The sequence below is a fragment of the Gandjariella thermophila genome (assembly GCF_005405885.1).
Classification (GTDB): Bacteria; Actinomycetota; Actinomycetes; order Mycobacteriales; family Pseudonocardiaceae; genus Gandjariella; species Gandjariella thermophila.
Genome location: NZ_BJFL01000046.1, coordinates 14971 through 31748, shown reverse-complemented (window position 1 = coordinate 31748; position 16778 = coordinate 14971). Strand labels below are relative to the sequence as shown.

At 68.9% G+C, this 16778-nt stretch carries 12 protein-coding genes and 4 pseudogenes; 10 read left to right on the top strand and 6 right to left on the bottom strand.

The window, feature by feature from the left end; genetic code table 11:
• From FFT21_RS25635 to FFT21_RS25625, 4 genes and pseudogenes are all read right to left on the bottom strand, one after another.
• Positions 1 to 240, bottom strand: a 240-nt coding sequence (locus FFT21_RS25635; protein ID WP_137811991.1) for a helix-turn-helix domain-containing protein, incomplete at its 3' end; no start/stop codon positions are given.
• Positions 241 to 304: 64 nt separating this feature from the next.
• A complete protein-coding gene (locus FFT21_RS30785; RefSeq protein ID WP_371856863.1) occupies positions 305 to 880 on the bottom strand; it encodes a DDE-type integrase/transposase/recombinase in 576 nt (191 codons plus the stop codon).
• Positions 875 to 1068, bottom strand: a pseudogene (locus tag FFT21_RS25630) (helix-turn-helix domain-containing protein); the annotation flags it as partial. The gene FFT21_RS30785 and the pseudogene FFT21_RS25630, both read right to left, overlap by 6 nt.
• Positions 1069 to 1566: 498 nt before the next feature.
• Positions 1567 to 2214: a hypothetical protein gene (locus FFT21_RS25625; RefSeq protein WP_137816491.1), complete on the bottom strand. Its 648-nt coding sequence runs from the start codon at positions 2212 to 2214 to the stop codon at positions 1567 to 1569.
• A gap of 277 nt (positions 2215 to 2491) precedes the next feature.
• On the opposite strand from FFT21_RS25625, the pseudogene FFT21_RS25620 reads away from it, so the two are divergent.
• Positions 2492 to 3001: pseudogene (locus FFT21_RS25620) on the top strand (IS3 family transposase); the annotation flags it as partial.
• 1179 nt (positions 3002 to 4180) lie between these two features.
• Here the strand turns inward: FFT21_RS25620 and FFT21_RS25610 are convergent.
• Positions 4181 to 4728, bottom strand: a pseudogene (locus tag FFT21_RS25610) (IS5 family transposase); the annotation flags it as partial.
• Between the two features lie 457 nt (positions 4729 to 5185).
• Here FFT21_RS25610 and FFT21_RS25605 point away from each other — a divergent pair.
• A complete protein-coding gene (locus tag FFT21_RS25605; protein WP_137816490.1) occupies positions 5186 to 6124 on the top strand; it encodes an NAD-dependent epimerase/dehydratase family protein in 939 nt (312 codons plus the stop codon).
• A gap of 119 nt (positions 6125 to 6243) precedes the next feature.
• Positions 6244 to 7029, top strand: a complete 786-nt coding sequence (locus FFT21_RS25600) for a hypothetical protein (RefSeq protein ID WP_137816489.1) — start codon at positions 6244 to 6246, stop codon at positions 7027 to 7029.
• 177 nt (positions 7030 to 7206) lie between these two features.
• On the opposite strand, the pseudogene FFT21_RS25595 reads toward FFT21_RS25600, so the two are convergent.
• Positions 7207 to 7314: pseudogene (locus FFT21_RS25595) on the bottom strand (S-adenosylmethionine synthetase N-terminal domain-containing protein); the annotation flags it as partial.
• A gap of 542 nt (positions 7315 to 7856) precedes the next feature.
• Here FFT21_RS25595 and FFT21_RS25590 point away from each other — a divergent pair.
• The 7 genes from FFT21_RS25590 to FFT21_RS25560 all read left to right on the top strand — a co-directional run bounded on the left by FFT21_RS25590 (position 7857) and on the right by FFT21_RS25560 (position 16762).
• Complete coding sequence (locus FFT21_RS25590) at positions 7857 to 8831, top strand: sugar transferase (RefSeq protein ID WP_192909745.1); 975 nt, start codon at positions 7857 to 7859, stop codon at positions 8829 to 8831.
• On the top strand, positions 8824 to 10410 hold the full coding sequence (locus tag FFT21_RS25585; RefSeq protein ID WP_225978760.1) for a lipopolysaccharide biosynthesis protein: 1587 nt from the start codon (positions 8824 to 8826) through the stop codon (positions 10408 to 10410). The genes FFT21_RS25590 and FFT21_RS25585 overlap by 8 nt, the downstream gene beginning before the upstream one ends.
• Before the next feature lie 62 nt (positions 10411 to 10472).
• Complete coding sequence (locus FFT21_RS25580; protein ID WP_225978758.1) at positions 10473 to 11267, top strand: class I SAM-dependent methyltransferase; 795 nt, start codon at positions 10473 to 10475, stop codon at positions 11265 to 11267.
• Positions 11261 to 13300 carry a glycosyltransferase gene (locus FFT21_RS25575; protein WP_137816485.1) on the top strand — a complete coding sequence of 680 codons (2040 nt, stop codon included), beginning with the start codon at positions 11261 to 11263 and terminating at the stop codon, positions 13298 to 13300. The genes FFT21_RS25580 and FFT21_RS25575 overlap by 7 nt, the downstream gene beginning before the upstream one ends.
• On the top strand, positions 13297 to 14598 hold the full coding sequence (locus tag FFT21_RS25570) for an O-antigen ligase family protein (protein WP_137816484.1): 1302 nt from the start codon (positions 13297 to 13299) through the stop codon (positions 14596 to 14598). Before FFT21_RS25575 ends, FFT21_RS25570 begins: the two co-directional genes overlap by 4 nt.
• Complete coding sequence (locus tag FFT21_RS25565) at positions 14595 to 15593, top strand: glycosyltransferase family 2 protein (protein ID WP_192909743.1); 999 nt, start codon at positions 14595 to 14597, stop codon at positions 15591 to 15593. The genes FFT21_RS25570 and FFT21_RS25565 overlap by 4 nt, the downstream gene beginning before the upstream one ends.
• A complete protein-coding gene (locus FFT21_RS25560) occupies positions 15581 to 16762 on the top strand; it encodes a glycosyltransferase family 4 protein (protein WP_192909742.1) in 1182 nt (393 codons plus the stop codon). The genes FFT21_RS25565 and FFT21_RS25560 overlap by 13 nt, the downstream gene beginning before the upstream one ends.
• Positions 16763 to 16778: the final 16 nt, after the last annotated feature.

Below are 16778 nucleotides of genomic sequence, written 5' to 3'. Positions count from 1 at the left end.
CAGCGGAAGTATGGATCGATAAACTCTCGATACGGTCGACTGGCTGACTCCGAACAGGTCGCCCACAGCCGCCTGGTTCAGATTCTGCCGGACGTATACCAAGGTGAGTACGACAGCGCGATACAGTCCCACCACCGGAGGCCAGACTTGCTTTTTATTACAGGAGACGATCTGCCAAATGCGAGCAACAAGCTCCTCGATCTGGTCGGCAGCAAGTCCTGTAGTAGACTGGTAACGCAACGGCCCCGCCTGTAAGTCGTGTTCTGTGGGAGGAAAACGATCTTACCTGATCGGGGCCGTTGCCCTACTTTGAGGTGATCAAGCCGGCCTGAATAACGCTCTCAGTGATGCGTTCGCCGTAGAACATGTCATACGAGTCGCCCTTGCTGCCGACCGAGCGCGCAGCGCCGACCTGGTCAAGTCGTCCGACGTAGCGGATGGATGTGTATTGCCCCGGTTCAAGTGATCGTCGCAACACCGGTTGGTTTGAGTGATCGTAGGTGATCGTTGTGGGCTTCGGCAGGTGTCTTCCAGCCGAGTGTCTTGCGAGGTCGGCGCCCAGGTGGTCGGCGACCTGCCAGCCGTCGATGCGGCGGGAGAACAGGTCCTGGACGAACCCGGTGTACACCCAGCCGGCCGCGGTGGCGACGTAGGTGATGTCGGCGACCCAGCGCAGGTTCGGCGCGTCCGCAGTGAAGTCACCTTCCAGCAGGTCATCGGGAAGATCACGGCCAGGTAGGGTGGTGCGGGGCCGCTTGCGAGACGCGGTCACCCCACTGATGCCCAGCTCACGCATCAGCCGCTCGACCGTGCACCGCGCCACGCCGATGCCCTCCCGGTTCAACTGCCCCCCATAGCTTCCGCGCCCCGTACAGGCCATCCCGAACAGCAGCTCGCCCTGCCGCAGCGTCAGGTTCGTCCGCCAGTACATCGCCACCAGCGGCACCCGGTCGCCAGCGGCAATCCCCACGGGCGTCCCGGCCGCCCATCGGCGATGCGCGCCCCGCCCCGACGGGCCAGCTTGCGGAACTGCCGCACCTTCAGCCCGGTGAACGGGCCGACCCCCAGCCATGATCACCTGACCCACACAGGTGATCGACACACCGCCGCACGGACGTTACGTGACAACCTTGAGGTCGCGCAGTTTGGCGTTGCGCTGCATGCGGCGACTGCACAACCTCATCGGGGCCGAGCGGGCGCCCGCGGCCGACGGCGGGACGATGGATACCGTCGACGGAGCATCGGCAACGCCGATGCCACCGCGACGGAGACCGGCCACGCAGCCAGGGGCGCCGCTGGTGCACAGCCCCCGCCGTTGTCGGGGCCACAGGTGAAAACGCCTGCCTGGTGGCGAGGTGTGCCTGCGGCTCCCGCGCACGGTATTGGGCGGGGCACCGTGCCGCGAGAGCCGCAGGGAGTGCCGACGAGGGAGGACTGGTGACTCGATCGGCGGGTGATGACGGTACTCATACGGCGCCGCGAAAAATGTGTGTCGCGGCTTTCCGATCAGTAACGTGCGGTTCGTCCAACATTCGTGTGGTGGTGACGAAAACGGCGCATCGAGGGTCACGTAACGGTGGTCTGGGTGAGCGCGGCGTTGGGATTCGGTATGCACCGCGTCGGGACGTCCGCGGTGATGGTGCTGCCCTGGATCCGGGCGGTGAAGGTGAGAGCGGGATTGGGCATCGTGAAACCGTCGAGTTTGAAGATCACCGGGCCCGAGGAGGCTGGGCCGGCCGTGACGGTCAGCGTCAGAGTGGGAAGCTGGAACGTCGCGCCGCCGACGATAGGGCCGGGGATGCTGAATACCAGGTAGGGCGAGGCTGGCGTCACCGTGACAGGACCTGTCCCGAAACCGCCGGATAGCGATGCCGAGACGAACGTTGAGTTTGTCGGCATGGGGAGTTTCAGGGTGATACCGCTGGTGAAGACGACCGGGCGGTCGTCGATAGCGCTGGGCATCTGGTTCCGACGTGGGTTGACAACAATGGTCATGTTCTGGCCGGCAGGGACAGATGCTGGAGCGCTGGTGCTGAGCACGTCCTGGTAGGCGAAACCGTTGACCAGTCCGAGCGGTGTTGATCCCAGGCATTGGTAGGTGAATGCACGGGTGGCCGCTAAGGCGGGTTCGGCGGACGTTGTCACCACCGGCAGCAGCGCAACGAGCGCGGCGACTACGCTCCTGCCAGCCAAGCGGAGTTTGGTTGGTCTCATGTGGATCTCCTTGTGGGAGCGTGACTACCAAGAAAGCAGTCCTGTGCCGGCAAGAGCGAGTTTATCGCCACGGCCGGGTAAGCGGTAAGGACTGAACGAGTGTATTTCGACAGGTCTTGGTGGGCCGGATGGACCGGCACGTGGCCGCGGATGACCCACATATCGGAAAACAGTCGTTCCACTGGGTGAACCTAGCGTCTGTGCGAACCTGGCGAACCAGAGGGCCCGAACCGCCCCGGGGTTGATGCGCACCTCCTTTCTTGAAAGGTTGCGTCTCATGCCGAGCAGGTACGACCCGGAGGTCCGGGCCAGGGCGTCCGTCTGGTGCTGGAGCATCGCGGCGACTATCCGAGCGAGTGGGCGGCGATCAAGGCCGTGTCCTCCCGGTTGGGGATGAACGCCGAGACACTGCGCAATTGGATCCGTCAGCGGCAGGTCGACGACGGGCAGCGTGACAGCGTCAGCGGCGAAGCAGCGGCTGAGATCCGCGCACTGAAGCGCCGCAACGCCGAACTCGACGAGCACGGCCGCAAGAGGCCGGAGTCGCTGTACGGGTCGGTGAAGATGTGGGCACACCTGCGACGCGAAGGTATCCCGGTCGCGAGGTCCACCGTGGAGCGGCTGATGCGGGCCAACGGCTGGCAGGGCGTACGTCGCGTTCGTCATCGACGCCTACGCCGGTGCCATCCTCGGCTGGGAAGGCTCAGCATCGAAACAGGCCCGGTTCGTGGAGTCCGCGATCCGTCGGGCCGTCGCGCTGCGGTCCCGCCAGGGCCATCCGATCGACACGGGTACGACCTGCTGGCCTTCCGCCGGTGGCTCGTCGTCGAGGACCAACCACTGCCCGAGGTGACCACGGAGGTACTGCTGCGGTTGTTGCGGGCGTGCCGCGAGGCCAAGATTCCGGGTCGACCGGGGCCGAACGTGGTGACCATGTCGGGCCGTCGGATGGACCAGTACGCCGCCACCACGATCAACCGTCGGCTGGCGGCGATCTCGGGTCTGTTCGCGTTCGCCGCGATGCGGGATCCGGATGTAAAGAACCCGGTCCCGAAGGCCAGGGAGGCGCGGTGGCGGACGACGGGTGGACGCAGCGGGATGCTCGCGCACACCGTCCGCCGGCGGAAGAACCGTTCGTCGCTGCGACTGCGCTCGTGTCCGCCGGCGGTGCCCGGTCGGGACGCGAGGCCCGCCCGCACACGGCGACAGCACAGACGCGCCGGCCCACGACTGTCACCGCTGTCGGCGAGCGGGATGTCCCCCGTGCCGCGGCGGTCACCTCCGTGACGTCGACCCCAACAGCGCAGCGGCTGCACCCGGACAGACCATTACACAGAGTCATAGTCAGATTACTTTCAATAATTGCTGGCCGGTGGGTGGGCCAAGGAACGGAGAGCCGCGGTGGCAGAGTGCGTGTGGTCGGAATGGTCAGCGACGGTGCGGCCATCTGCGCGTGCGCCGCCGTTTCGCGTGGTCTGTGTGGGTGTCAGTGCGGAATGCGTGGTGCGAAAACCGCTGCCGTTGACCTGCCAGGCAGCGCGCGGTGACCGATTCGGCGGCCGGAGGTCCGCGGGAGGCGGTCTGATCGCTTCCTGCCCCGCTGCCGGATGCGATGTGCCTGGCGGAAGGGCGCTGCGGGGGCGTGTGCCATCTTCTCCGCCTCCGCAGCGCTTTCGCGGTGCCACATCGACGGTGCTGTATCGGCGACGGTGCTGTATCGGCGATGCCGGCACGCATGGCGACAGGCCAGTTTCGCCCTGAGGTGGGCTGCCGCGACGTCGCCGACATTGCGGCTGGGCTGGTTGCGCTGCTGTGGTGCCGTGCTTGCCGGGGAGGGTGTCTCCCAGCCTCCGGTGTTGCGTGGCCGCCGGGTGCTGGGGTTGCGGCCCACCGACGGGAGAAGGCGTTCGTTTGGCTGGCATGACAACCTGGGTTGTTTTTCGCATGCCATGACTTGGAACTTGTCTCATTTGGCGAGTTTCTTGTAGCAGGTGATGGCTGCGCCGAGGATGAGAAAGGCGACGAAGTGGGTGGCTTTGCGTTCGCAGCGGACGATGAGGCGGCGGTACCCGGTCAGCCAGGCGATCGTCCGCTCGATCACCCACCGGTGCTTGCCGAGCCTGGTCGCGGATTCGATGCCCTTGCGAGCGAGGCGCGGGGTGATCCCGCGTCGGCGCAGCCAGGAGCGCAGGGCGGGGATGTCGTAGGCCTTGTCGCCGTGGAGCTTGACCGGCTTGCGGCGCCGTGGACCGCGGCGGGACCGGATGGGCGGAATGGCGTTGACCAGGGGTTTGAGTGCTTCGCTGTCGTGGGTGTTGGCGGCGGAGACGCCCACGGCAAGCGGCAGGCCGGCACGGTCGGAGATGGCGTGGATCGTCGAACCGGGTTGGCCGCGGTCCACCGGGCTCGGGCCGGTCAACGCGCCCCGTTTTTGGCCCTGACGGAGGCGCCGTCGAGGACCGCGCGGGACCAGTCGATCAACCCCTGGCTGCCGAGTTCGTCCAGGACGGCCTGTCGTCGGGCACCAACCGTTCCGACAGCGAGTCGACCACAGCACAAGATCATCCCAGCTCACCCAGCAAACATCCAAACGAGACACGCTTTTACGTCGATGAGTTGCCCATTCTTTTTCCGTGTGACGAACCGAATGTGGCCGCGTTTGTCCGGATGATGGTGACTGTCGTGCTGGCCGTCTGCATCCCCGCGATCGAGGTGAGGACGTGATGATGAGGCGGCATGCGAGGACCTTTCGACCTCTGTTGGTGTGTATTCGCGGCCAGCATGCGGCTGGGCTGGCGACACCGTGGCCGCCCGTTGTTTGCGCGGCGACAACGGTCGCAGCCTCGTGCCGGCACCGTGCCGATGGCTGCTTGTCTGTCGGCCAGCCGCGGTTTCCCGGGCCGGCGGCAGCTGCCGCTGGCGCGGGTATGGGGTGGGCGGCGGCGGTCCGCACACCAGGGGAAGGCCGCTCGTGCGCGCCCTGGTAACCGGGGGCGCCGGGTTCATCGGCTCGCACCTGGTGGAGCGTCTGATCCGTGAGGGCCACGACGTACACGTGGTCGATGACCTCCGTCGCGGGCGGCGGGGCAATCTCGCCGCCGCGCGGGCGAGCGGAGGCTGTCCGTTGTATGAGGTCGACGTCACCAGCGGCGAGTTGGCAAGCGTGGTGATGGCGGTACACCCGGAAGTGGTGTTCCACCTCGCCGGCCAGATCGACGTCCGGGTGAGTGTGGCAGAGCCGCTTGTGGATGCGCGGCAGAACGTGCTCGGCACGATCAACGTGGCTGAGGCATCGCGACGGGCTGGCGTTCGCAAGGTGGTATTCGCCTCGTCGGGCGGTTCGATCTACGGTAATCCCGACTGTCTTCCCATCTCGGAGGACCTTCCGGTCAATCCGAGATCGCCGTACGCGGCGAGCAAGGTCGCCGGCGAGATCTACCTCAACATGTACCGGCAGTTGCACGGACTCGACTGCACGCACCTCGCTCTGTCCAATGTGTACGGTCCGCGCCAGGATCCCCACGGTGAGGCCGGCGTGGTGGCCATCTTCGTCAACGCCCTGCTTCGTTCCCGGGCCACCCGCATCTTCGGTGACGGGGAAAACACCCGCGATTACGTCTACGTGGACGACGTGGTTGCGGCGTTCGTGGCGGCCTGCGGGGACGCCGGAGGCGGTCGCCGATACAACATCGGCACCGGTGTGCAGACCTCTGACCGTCACCTCCATCGCCTGGTGGCGGACGCGGTGGGCGCGCCGGATGCGCCCGAGCATGGTCCGGCGCGGTTGGGCGACCTGCGGGCGTCGGCGCTGGACGCCAGCGCCGCCGCGCACGAGCTCGGCTGGAAACCCCGGGTGACGCTGACGGAGGGCGTGCGACGGACCGTGGAGCATTTCCGGGCGCTCATGTGACAGACCGCACCCGGCGCGCGACGGCGCTTGGCAGGTCCGCGTCCGGGCCCACCCGGAGCGAGCACGAGCACGAAACGGCCGGCGCGCCGCGATATCCACACTCTCGGAGGTGATTGGCAGTGCCCGCGAACCTGTCTCGCTATCTCGCCACGATCGTGGCGATGGCCGGCACGGCCATGCTGCTGACCGCCGCGCAGGCGCCCTCGGATCGATCGGGGAAGGTCATTGCGTGCGGAGATGTCACCGCGCTCGTCGCTGCTATCCAGAAGGCCAACTCCGGAGGATCCGGCACCATCAGGGTGGCACCACAATGCACCTACACGCTCACCGTGCCCCAGGTGCCCCAGGTGCCCCGGAGCTCGGCAGGCGCGGACGGCCTGCCCGTCATCACCGCAACGGTCATCATCATCGGTTATCGCACGATCATCGCGCGGTCGGCCAGGGCCGTGCCCTTCCGACTGTTCGAGATCGCCCCGACGGGCAGGCTCGCCCTGGGTGGGGTCACCGTCAGTGGCGGCGACCTCCCTCACGGCGTGTCGCCTTCGCCCGATGGCGCGGGAATCCTCAACAACGGCGGCAAGCTCGGTATCTTCCGCGGAAGCGCCGTGCTGCACAACAGGACGGCCGGCAGCGGCGGGGGAATCGCCAACCGGCATGGTGAAATTCTGCTGGATCACGCGCGCGTGATGGGCAACATCGCGGGAACCAACGGCGGCGGTATCGACAACGAGGAAGGCATCGTGACGGTGACCGATCAGAGTGTCCTCGACGGGAACGTGGCCGCGATCGACGGTGGCGGTATCTGCACCAGAGCGGGTACGGTCACGGTGGCCGGCAGCGAGGTGACGTTCAACACCCCAAACAACTGCTCTCCGCGCGGCGCGGTGCCCAACTGCCTCAACTGACCAACACCTAGTCGCATTCGACCGGTCGGCGCCGGCCGGGCACGTCCGCCGGGCACCGGCTACGGGCCGGCGGCGTCGCGCAGCGCGTCCACCCGGTCGGTGCGCTCCCACGGCAGGTCCACGTCGGTCCGCCCGAAGTGCCCGTACGCCGCGGACCGGTCCACCTTGGACGGCTCCCGGGTCCTTCGCCAACAGGGCGTCCAGGATCGAGTCGCTGATGGCATCGCAGATCTTGTCTGGATGCCCCTCGGTCACCGACTCCGACATGAAAAACCCCGTGTTCATGACCAAATCTCCCGCGGCGTGTGTCGCCTGGCATTGCTTTTCTCACCGCCGCGGTGGTGCTCCCAAGCCCGGGGGCGCCGTGCCCGACGCATGATTGTAGTCGCGGACGAAAATGGGTGTGCGCGGCGTCGGTGTCGATGGACGCGTCCGTTCGGGTTGCGTTGTTTCCTGGTCGCAATGCTGCGCCTGGAGTGTCACACGCAAGACCCCGCACCCACCCCTCCCGCCACCTTCAGCGCAAACGGGGCGCCGTCCGCCGAGGCTGGGCCCACCCGGCACGAATGAACCAATGATCGTCCACCGAGGCTCGGTCGAACACTCGCTCGGGGAATACTTCAGGCTGTGCCCGGATCCGAGTGGGTGGCGGGCACGGCAGCGACGTCGCGGAATGCGGCATGTCGCTCGTCCAAAGGGCTGGCCCAATTCTCGGTCAGATCACCGCGATGGTGGCGTTCGCGTGGGTCTGAACCTCGCTATATTGGTGGGGGCCCCGGCAGGCGTGGAAGTTCTCCATGGCGGCCTGTCCTCTGGAGGTTCGTCGCATGGCTTCGACCGAGATTTCCATGGTAATGCCCGCGAGCCAGGCGCGGCGGGCTCGCGGGAAGGACCATTCGGAAAGGGGGCGACTTCGGGCAGTTGTCGTGGAGGCCGGGCAACCGTCCCCATCCGCCACCGATCGCCTGGAAGACGACGTTGAGGTCATCGCCCGGCTGCCGGTGGCCTCCGAGGTGTCGCAACTGCACGTGGTCCTCGCGCTGGGCCGGCCAAAGGTGTTGTTGTGGAAGGCAACACTGGAACAGTTGGATTACCGGCTCATGGCGCTGTGTCTTACCCACCACGTCGGTGCGTTCGTGCTGGCCAATCCGGGTTACGGACTGTTGGGCTCCGCGCGGCTTTATCGGTTGGGGGGTCTACCGTGGTTGCGACTGCGGTGGCGACACAGACACGCGGCAACACTGATCAAACGGGCCCTGGACGTGCTGCTGGTGCTGGCGTGTTCGCCGCTGGCGTTGCCGGTGCTGTTGGCGGTCTGCGCTGCCGTCGGTCGCGATGGTCCGCCGCTGTATTTCCAGGACCGGGTCGGCGCGGGCGGGCGGGTGTTCCGACTAGTCAAGATCCGCACCATGGGCGTCGGCGTGGAACGCGCAACGGGGCCGGTGCTGGCCAGCGCTGATGATCCACGGGTGACTCCGCTCGGTCGGGTGCTGCGCCGGCTGCGCATCGACGAACTGCCCCAGTTATGGAATGTCCTGCGCGGTGAGATGAGCCTCGTGGGTCCTCGACCAGAACGGCCCGAATTCGTGATGGAATTCCGCCTGCTGCCGCACTACGACCTGCGTCATCTCGTGCGCCCGGGGATGACGGGAATCGCGCAGCTCACCGGTGGTTACGCGGCGAGTGTGGCCGAGAAACTCCGGTGCGATCTGCTGTATGTTGGCACTTGGTCGCTGCGATTGGACCTGAAGCTGCTCGCGCTGACGGTTGCCGATCTCCTGCGGGGGTTTCCCCGTGGCTAGGGCGGTTGCGCCCACCATCGCCACGGGTATCGCCGCGGGCCTGGTCCGAAACGGCGCCGTCCTGTTGGCGGCTCGGGGTGTCGCGGCCGTCGCAGGCGTGGTATCGGTGCCGGTGCTGTACGCCCGGCTCGGTGAGCGCTGCTACGGGGTGTGGGCGCTTTTCACCGGTCTGGTCACCGTCGCCGGCTTGGTCGACCTGGGCTTGGGCGCCGCGCAGATCCGCGCGGTGGCCACAGCGGCCGAAGGGGGCGAGCAGCGGCACGCCCGTGCCGTGCTGGCGATGGGATTCGTCGGCGGCGCCGGCCTCGCTGCCTTGGCGATCGCGCTCACCCTGCTGGGCTGGCCGGCACTGGCGCGGATGTTCCACCTGGGCGAGCTGAGCGGCCAGGCGCGGGGCGCTGCGCTGCTGTTGGTGGTGGGCTTTGTCCTGGACAGCCTGGCGATGCCGTGGCGGGCCGTGTTGGAGGGAACCCAGCACTACGGCACCCTCGGATGGGTCACCGGTGGCACGGCGCTGCTGGGCACGGCGCTGGTGGTGCTCACCGCATTGGCCGGCGGAGGATTGGTGCTGCTCGCGGCATCGGTCGCCCTCACCAGCGCGGCGCGTGCGGGGTTGCTGTGCGCGGCCGCGCGCGGGCGCGTTCCGGACCTGTTTCCCCGGTGGCGTGACATCAGCCGCTGCGACGTGACATCGGTACTCGCCTACGGCATACGCGTGCAGGCCTCCAACGCGGGCGCCGTGGCCAACAACGAGATGGACCGACTGGTGTTGGGCGGTTTCTTCGACCTGCCCACCCTGGCGGGGTTCGATCTCGGCAGCCGGCTGGTGAACCTGCTGCGGATGCTCCCCTCATTCGCCCTGCCCGTGCTGTTTCCCGCGGCTGCGGCGATGGTCACCGCCGGCGAGTCACAGGGACTGAACCGGCTGTACCTCGCCACGACCCGGTTGCTGGCCGGCTTCGCCGCCGCGGGCGCCGCCGCGCTGCTGGTGTCAGCGGATCCGTTGGTACGCCTGTGGTTCGGGCACCCGGTGCCGATCGCCGCCCAGACCATCGTGGTCCTGGCCCCAGGGTGCGCGGTGAGCGTGGTCGCCTGTGCCGCAGGGATCGTGACCCGGGCCGAGGGATTCCCGGGACGGGAGACGCGCTGCACTGTCCTGGCCGCCGTGCTCAATCTCGCGCTCACCATCCCCTTGATGCGCGCGTTCGGCCCGATCGGCGTCCCCCTGGCCACTACCGTGGTTGTTTCGCTGATCACCATCTACTTCTTCGCGCACTTCCACCGCGATTCGCATCGCCAGCTCCGCCCGCTGATTCACACGTTGTGTCCACCCCTGCTCGCCGGCGCGGCAGCCGTCGCGATCACCTGGTTTGTCGCGGCGAGGCTGCCCGACGGGCCAGGGCGCGGCGCTGCGGCGCTCGCGGTGGTATTCCGGGGCGGGCTCGCGGTACTGCTCGTCGCCGTAGGGCTGAAGGTGATCGGCTTGTGCCGCAACATCTCCCGCGCCCACTCGCCGGGGGCCGCCACCGCAGTGAAGGCCCGCGACCACGGCGCGAATGATTCCCGGGAGCAGCCGTGACCATATTGTCCGAGACGAGTCCTTGCATCCTGTGCGGCGAATCGGGGCGGACCGCACCGGCTTTGCGGGGCATCCTGCGTCGCTGCACATCGTGCGGTTTCACCTGGACCGCGCCGAGCGACGATCCGACCCCGGACACCGAACTGTACGACGAGGACTACTTCCGCGACGGCGCCTACCGAGACTACTTCGCCGAACACGCCCAGCGGCGCTATGAGGCGGCGCGCCGGCTGCGGTGGGTGCAGACCCTGCTCCGCCCCCGGTCAGTGCTGGAAGCCGGGCCGGCGGCCGGTTTCTTCCTGGAAGCCGCCCGAGCCGCCGGCATCACCGTCGACGGGGTCGAACCTGCTGCGGTGTGCGTGCGTTTCGCCCGGGAACACCTCAACCTCCCGATCCGCCAGGGCTGCTTTGAGACATCCCCGCCGCCATCGGCGCCGGTGGACGCCGTGTGCGCCTTTCACGTCCTCGAACATGTCGCCGACCCCCACCAGTTCCTGACCGCTGCGCACCGGGCGCTGCGTCCCGGCGGCGCTCTGGCGGTGGAAGTCCCCAACATCGCCTCCGCGGCCGCGGCGCGTCAGGGCGGCGCCTGGCACGCACTACAGCCCGCCTTCCACCGATGGCACTTCTCGCCACCATCGCTGACCCGGCTCGTGGAAGGCCATGGTTTCCGCGTCGAACACTGCGACACCGTCTCGGTCAGCTACTACCTCAGACCCCGTTACTGGATCAGCCCTCGGGGCGGGTGGATGTTGGTCAAAGAGTGGGCTGGTGCCGGCAACCCCCGCAAGCCCCACCCCCGCCGGTTCGATCTGTTGAGACTGCTCGCCACGCGAAGGGAGCGCGACCGGTGGTGACGCGGCCTGAGGTTTCGGTGCTCATCGTCAACTGGAACACCCGTGAGGCGACCAGGCGCTGCCTGGATTCGTTGCCAGGCGCCGTCACCGACGGCCTGGGCTACCAGGTGATCGTCGTCGACAACGCCTCGCGCGACGGTTCCGCCGATGTGCTGGCCACGTATCGGGACATCGTCTGGATCCGCAACGACACCAACGTCGGGTTCGCGGCCGCGGTCAACCAGGCCTACCGGCACGCGACCGGGGAGTTGATTCTTTTGCTCAACAGCGACATCTGTTTGGGACCCGGTGCGCTCACCGCGCTGGTGCGGTTCCTGCGCCAACGGCCCGACGCGGCGGGGGTGGCGCCGCTGTACCTCAACCCGGACGGCACCCTCCAGCAGCATTACATGCGGTTGCCGACCTTCCGCAGCGCGCTCGCGCTGGGCACCGTGCTGCGTTTCCTGCCGGGATTTCACCGCGCGTGGCGGGACCACGTGCTCGCGGGAGAGGAGTTCTCCCGGCCGCGGCCGGTTCCCCAGCCGTCGGTGAGTTGCCTGCTGCTGCGGCGCGGCGTGCTCGGCGCGGACCGCATCTTCGACGAGCGGTTCCCGCTGTACTTCAACGACGTCTGGCTCGCGCGCGGCCTCGCCGAAGCGGGCCACGAGTTGTGGGTGACGCCGGACGCCGCGGCTACCCACACCCTGGGTGCCTCCACCCGCCTGCTGGGCGCGGAAAAACGCACCGCCTACCGGCTCGAGGGCCTCGTCCGGTACGTGCGGCTGACGCAGACCACACCTCGACTGCGGGTGTTTCAGCTGGTGGTGTTGCTCGATCGCCTGGCGCGCCGCGTGCTGCGCCTGCGCGGGCACCTCGCGCTCGCGCAGTTGTGGGCGGCCCTGCGCGGCACGCTCGGCCCGCTGCCCGATCTCGACCCGCGCGGATGGGTGGTCATGTTCAGCGGCGTGGGCTGGCTGCGCTGGAGCGCCGGCGAACACCGCCAGCACGCCCTGGCCAGGGCGCTGTCGGCGCGACGACGGGTGTTGTTCGTGGACCCGTGCCCGCAACGCCTTCGCTGGACCTTCGACGTTCGGCAGGTCGCCGGATCGCTCTGGCATGCCTGCGTGCCCGGCGTGCTGCCGGCCGGGCGGGCGCTGCCGCCGGCCAACTGGGTCAATCGGCGAGTCGCGGCGGTGCTGCTGCGCCGCTGGTTGCGCCGCCGCCCGGGGGCGCGGCTGGTGTGGCTGGACGAGGACCTCAGTGCGCCGTGTGCGCGCTGGTTGGGCGCCGACGCGGTCGTGTATGACGTGGCCGACCTGGACTGGACCTTCGCCCGGCCATGCAACCGCTGGCACCTTCGCCGCGGCATGGCCACCGCGGTCCGCCTCGCTGACCGTGTCGTGACCTCTTCCCCGGCGCTACCGCGATGGCTGCCCCCCTCTCGGTGCCCCCCGGTGGTCGTGCCCAACGGCTGTGACCCGCAGCGGTTCACCCCCGACGGGCCGCTGGCCCCCGCCGTGGCCGACCTGGCCGGCCCTCGGCTTGGCTACGCCGGAGCCATCGACACCCGCGCGTTCGACGCGGACATGCTCGCCGCGGTGGCGCGCCACCGGCCCGACTGGACCTTTGTGCTCATCGGCCCCGCCACCCGCGCCGGCCGTGCCCCGCTGGCCGGGCTGGGCAACGTGCACGTGCTGGGAGCGATGCACGCCCACGACGTGCCCGCCGCGCTGCGGGCCTGCGATGTGTGCCTGATCCCCTACCGGGTGGGCGGACTAGTCGACTACGTGCACCCGAAGAAGCTCTACGAATACCTCGCGCTGGGCAAACCGGTCGTCGCGACGCGGTTGCCGGCGCTCGTTGCGCTCGACGGCCTGGTCTATCTCGCCGACGGTTCCACCGAGTTCGCCACGGCCATCGAGAAGGCACTCGCCGCCTGTCACGATCCCGCTTCCGCGGCCCGGCGGCGGGCCGTGGCCTGCCGCAACAGCTGGTCGAACCGATGCGAGCAGCTGTTGGCGCTGTTCGCGACGCTCGAGGGGGCACGACCGTGAGAACGCCGCCCTACGCCGTGTCCGCGCCGGCTGTCGCGGCAGTGCTCGGTGCGGCCGGTGCCCTGGCGTTGCACCTCGCACCGGAACGCCTCACCGGCCTGACAGCTGGCGCCCTGGTGTGTTTCGTAGCGTTCGTGTTCTGGCCGTGGGCGGTGCTCCCGGTGGGCATCGTCGGCGGGGTCGCCGCCACCAAGGCCGTCCCCACCGCGCCACTGGCCAACAGCCAGGTGGCCTTCGTCGTGGTGGTGCACGCCGCGGTGCTGGCGGCCGGCTGCCTTGCCCTGCTCGCCCGCCACCTGGCGTTCTGCGCCGGCGACCAACCGCGCCGCACACCGGCCGACCGATCCATGGCGCTGCTGGCCGCGCTGGTGGCCGCGGGCGCGCTCTACGGTCTCGCCCGCGGCCACGCGCCGCACCGCGTGCTGGTCGCCACCTACGAGATCGCCATCATCCCCGCCTACTACTTCCTCGCCACGCACACCCTGACCACCGCGCGGCGGCTGCGCGCCGCGAGCATCCTTTACGCCACGGCCGCCGCCGTCCTGGCCGCCACGGAGATGACCGTACCCGGACGGCACGGCGGACTGCTGTCCGCGCTGGCCATCCCCCCGCTGCTCGTCGCCGTCACCGGGCTGCGCGGATGGCGACGCGCTGCGGCGCTCGTGCTGATCGCGCTGTTCGTCGGTGACGTGATCGTCGCCTCCTACCGATCGGTGTGGCTGGCCACCGGACTGGCCGTGCTCATCCTGCTCGCCTGCGGCAGCGGCCACCTCCGCCGCAGCCTGGCCATGGGAATCGCCGCCGGAGCGGTGTTCACGGTGGCCGTCGGCGCCGTCAGCGCCGGGTGGCGCGCACGCTCGACGCTGGTCGGGGAGCACCTGGACGACGACGCCGGATACCGGCTGTCGGAAATGGCCGTGGGCCTGCGGGTGTTCGCCGCCCATCCGCTGGCCGGCGACGGGCTCGGCCAGACCACGCCCCACGTCTACCTGCCGGGCTTCGCGATCACCAATGTGGGGCCGATCTACCACGTGTTCTACGTCATGATCCTCGCCAACCTCGGGCTTGCCGGCCTGATCGCTGTCTCGGCGCCCCTGTGGCGCGCCCTGCGCGTCGCCTGGGCCGCCCGCGACCCGCGCACTCTGGCCTTTCTCGCGCTCACCTGTGGCTTCATCGCCGCCGCCGCGAGCGCGGGTCCCACCGACGGGCACTGGGAGCTCGGGGTCCTGCCCGCGCTGGCCCTGCTGGCCAACCAGCGACCCGCCGGCCACGCCGGCGTCGAGGGGAGCCGACCGTGACAACCGAACCGGACCGCCGCGACCGCCCGCAGGCCGCACTGGACGCGACGGCCATCGTGGTCACCTACAACTCCCAGGCCCACATCGCGGCATGCCTGTCCGCACTCGAGCGGGCCGGGCTCGCCGTGCACGTGGTCGACAACGCCTCCACCGACCACACCCCGCGGCTGGTGGCCACCACCTTTCCCCATGTGCGCGTGGTGACCAACCCGGTCAACGTCGGGTTCGCCGCCGCCGTGAACCAGGCCCTGCACCGGGTCGACACCGACATCGTCGTGCTGGTCAATCCCGACTGCGTGCTCCCCCCGCCCACCGCCCAAGCCCTGCTGCACACGCTGCGTGCCGACGCCGCGGTCGGTGTCGTCGGTCCCCGCCTCGTCGGCGTCGACGGCCGGGTCGCGATCAGCGCCCACCCGTTCGAGTCGCTGACCTCCCTGCTGGCCAGCCGATTCGGCGGAGCGCTCATCCCGGTGCGACTGCGTCGGCTGCTCTCAGGCCGCCAACGCCGCCGCGCCTACGACGCATGCCGCCACGGCGAGGGCCCGCTCGCCGTCGACTGGATCTCCGGCGCCTGCCTCGCCGTGCGCACCGCGCTGCTGCGCCAACTAGGCGGGCTGGACGAGGGCTACTTCATGTACTACGAGGACGAAGAGCTCTGCCTGCAGACCTGGCGGACCGGCGCGCGTGTGCTGTATCTGCCGTCCGTCACGGCCATCCACGCCGGAGGCGCCAGCAGCGGCGACCCCGTCCTGCTGTGGCCGCATCTGTATCGCAGCATGCTGCGCTTCTTCGCCCGACACCATGCTCGGACCTATCCGATCGCGCGCGCCGCGGTGCTGCTGCGCGCCCTGCTGGGCATGGCGCTCGCCCCGGCGCACCTACCCCGGTCCTGCGCACCACCCGGGGCGCGTCTGCGCGCATGGACACGCGTGGCCCGCATCGCCCTCACGGCCTCCCGCACGTCCTCGAGAGGAAACCCGCCATGCACATTCTGATGACGGCCGTCGGGCAACGCACCGAACACTGGATGAGTCTGTTCGCGATCCTCGCCGACCGGCCTGAGGTCGAACTCACCCTCTGCACCGCCGACGTGTCACCGCTGACCATCCAGGCCCTCACCGAACTGGATCGACGCGCGGACCGGTTCCACTTCCGATGCCTGCCCCATCTGCTCAGCGAACGCCGCACCGGCCACATGGCCTCGATCGCCTTCCGCCCGGGTGCCACCCGCAGACTGCGGACGCTGCGTCCCGACATCCTGCACATCATCGGTGAAGCCGCCTACCTGTCCACCTTCCAGATTGTGCGCCTGCGCAACCGACTTTGGCCGACCACACCGATCACCCTGTACGCGGCTCAGAACGTGGTGATGCGTTTCCCGTTCCCCTTCCCCTCTCTGGAACGCTACGCCTACCGCACCATCACCCACGCCTTCCCGATCACCCCAGCGGCACTGGCGTTGCTACGCACCAAGGGCTACCAGGGCCCCGCCAGTATCCTCCCCCTCGGGGTAGACACGAAGGCCTTCCGGCCCACCAGCACCTCACCGCACCCGTTCACCGTCGGATTCGTTGGCCGCCTGGAACCGCACAAGGGCGTGCACGACCTGCTGCGCGCCACCGAAGTCCTGGACTGCCACCTGCTCGTGGTCGGCGAGGGCCGCCTGCGCGACGACGTGCAACGGGCCGCGGCGCGCCGTCCCGGAAAGATCCACCTCAAGCCCTGGCTCGACCACGCCGCCCTCCCGTCGGTGCTGGCACAGATGGACGTTCTCGTTCTCCCCTCGGTCGAGATCGTCCAACGCAACATCGTGCCCTGGATCGGTATCCCCCTGCGCGAGCAGTTCGGTCGCGTCCTCGTCGAGGCCATGGCCTGCGGGATCCCCGTCGTCGGCAGCGACGTCGGCGAAATCCCGCACGTCATCGCTGACGCCGGCCTGACCTTCCCCGCCGGGAATGTCGCCGCCCTCACCGACCGGCTGACCCAGCTCCGGGACAACCCCGACCTCGCACGGCGCCTCGCCACCAACGGACGCCGCAGAGCCGAAACCGAATTCGGATGGGCCCACATCGCGGGCAGCCTCTGCCAGACATGGACCGAACTTGCCGAAACCGCCAGCCACCTCAACCGGCACCGAGGCTCACCCCCACCCCGCCACCGCTAGAGAAGCGACAAGCCCA

Bases quoted from the DNA above. Each gene is read 5' to 3' on its own strand.
- FFT21_RS30785 (WP_371856863.1), bottom strand. From the start codon at position 880: ATGGCCTGTACGGGGCGCGGAAGCTATGGGGGGCAGTTGAACCGGGAG.
- FFT21_RS25625 (WP_137816491.1), bottom strand. From the start codon at position 2,214: ATGAGACCAACCAAACTCCGCTTGGCTGGCAGGAGCGTAGTCGCCGCG.
- FFT21_RS25590 (WP_192909745.1), top strand. From the start codon at position 7,857: ATGGCTTCGACCGAGATTTCCATGGTAATGCCCGCGAGCCAGGCGCGG.
- FFT21_RS25560 (WP_192909742.1), top strand. From the start codon at position 15,581: ATGCACATTCTGATGACGGCCGTCGGGCAACGCACCGAACACTGGATG.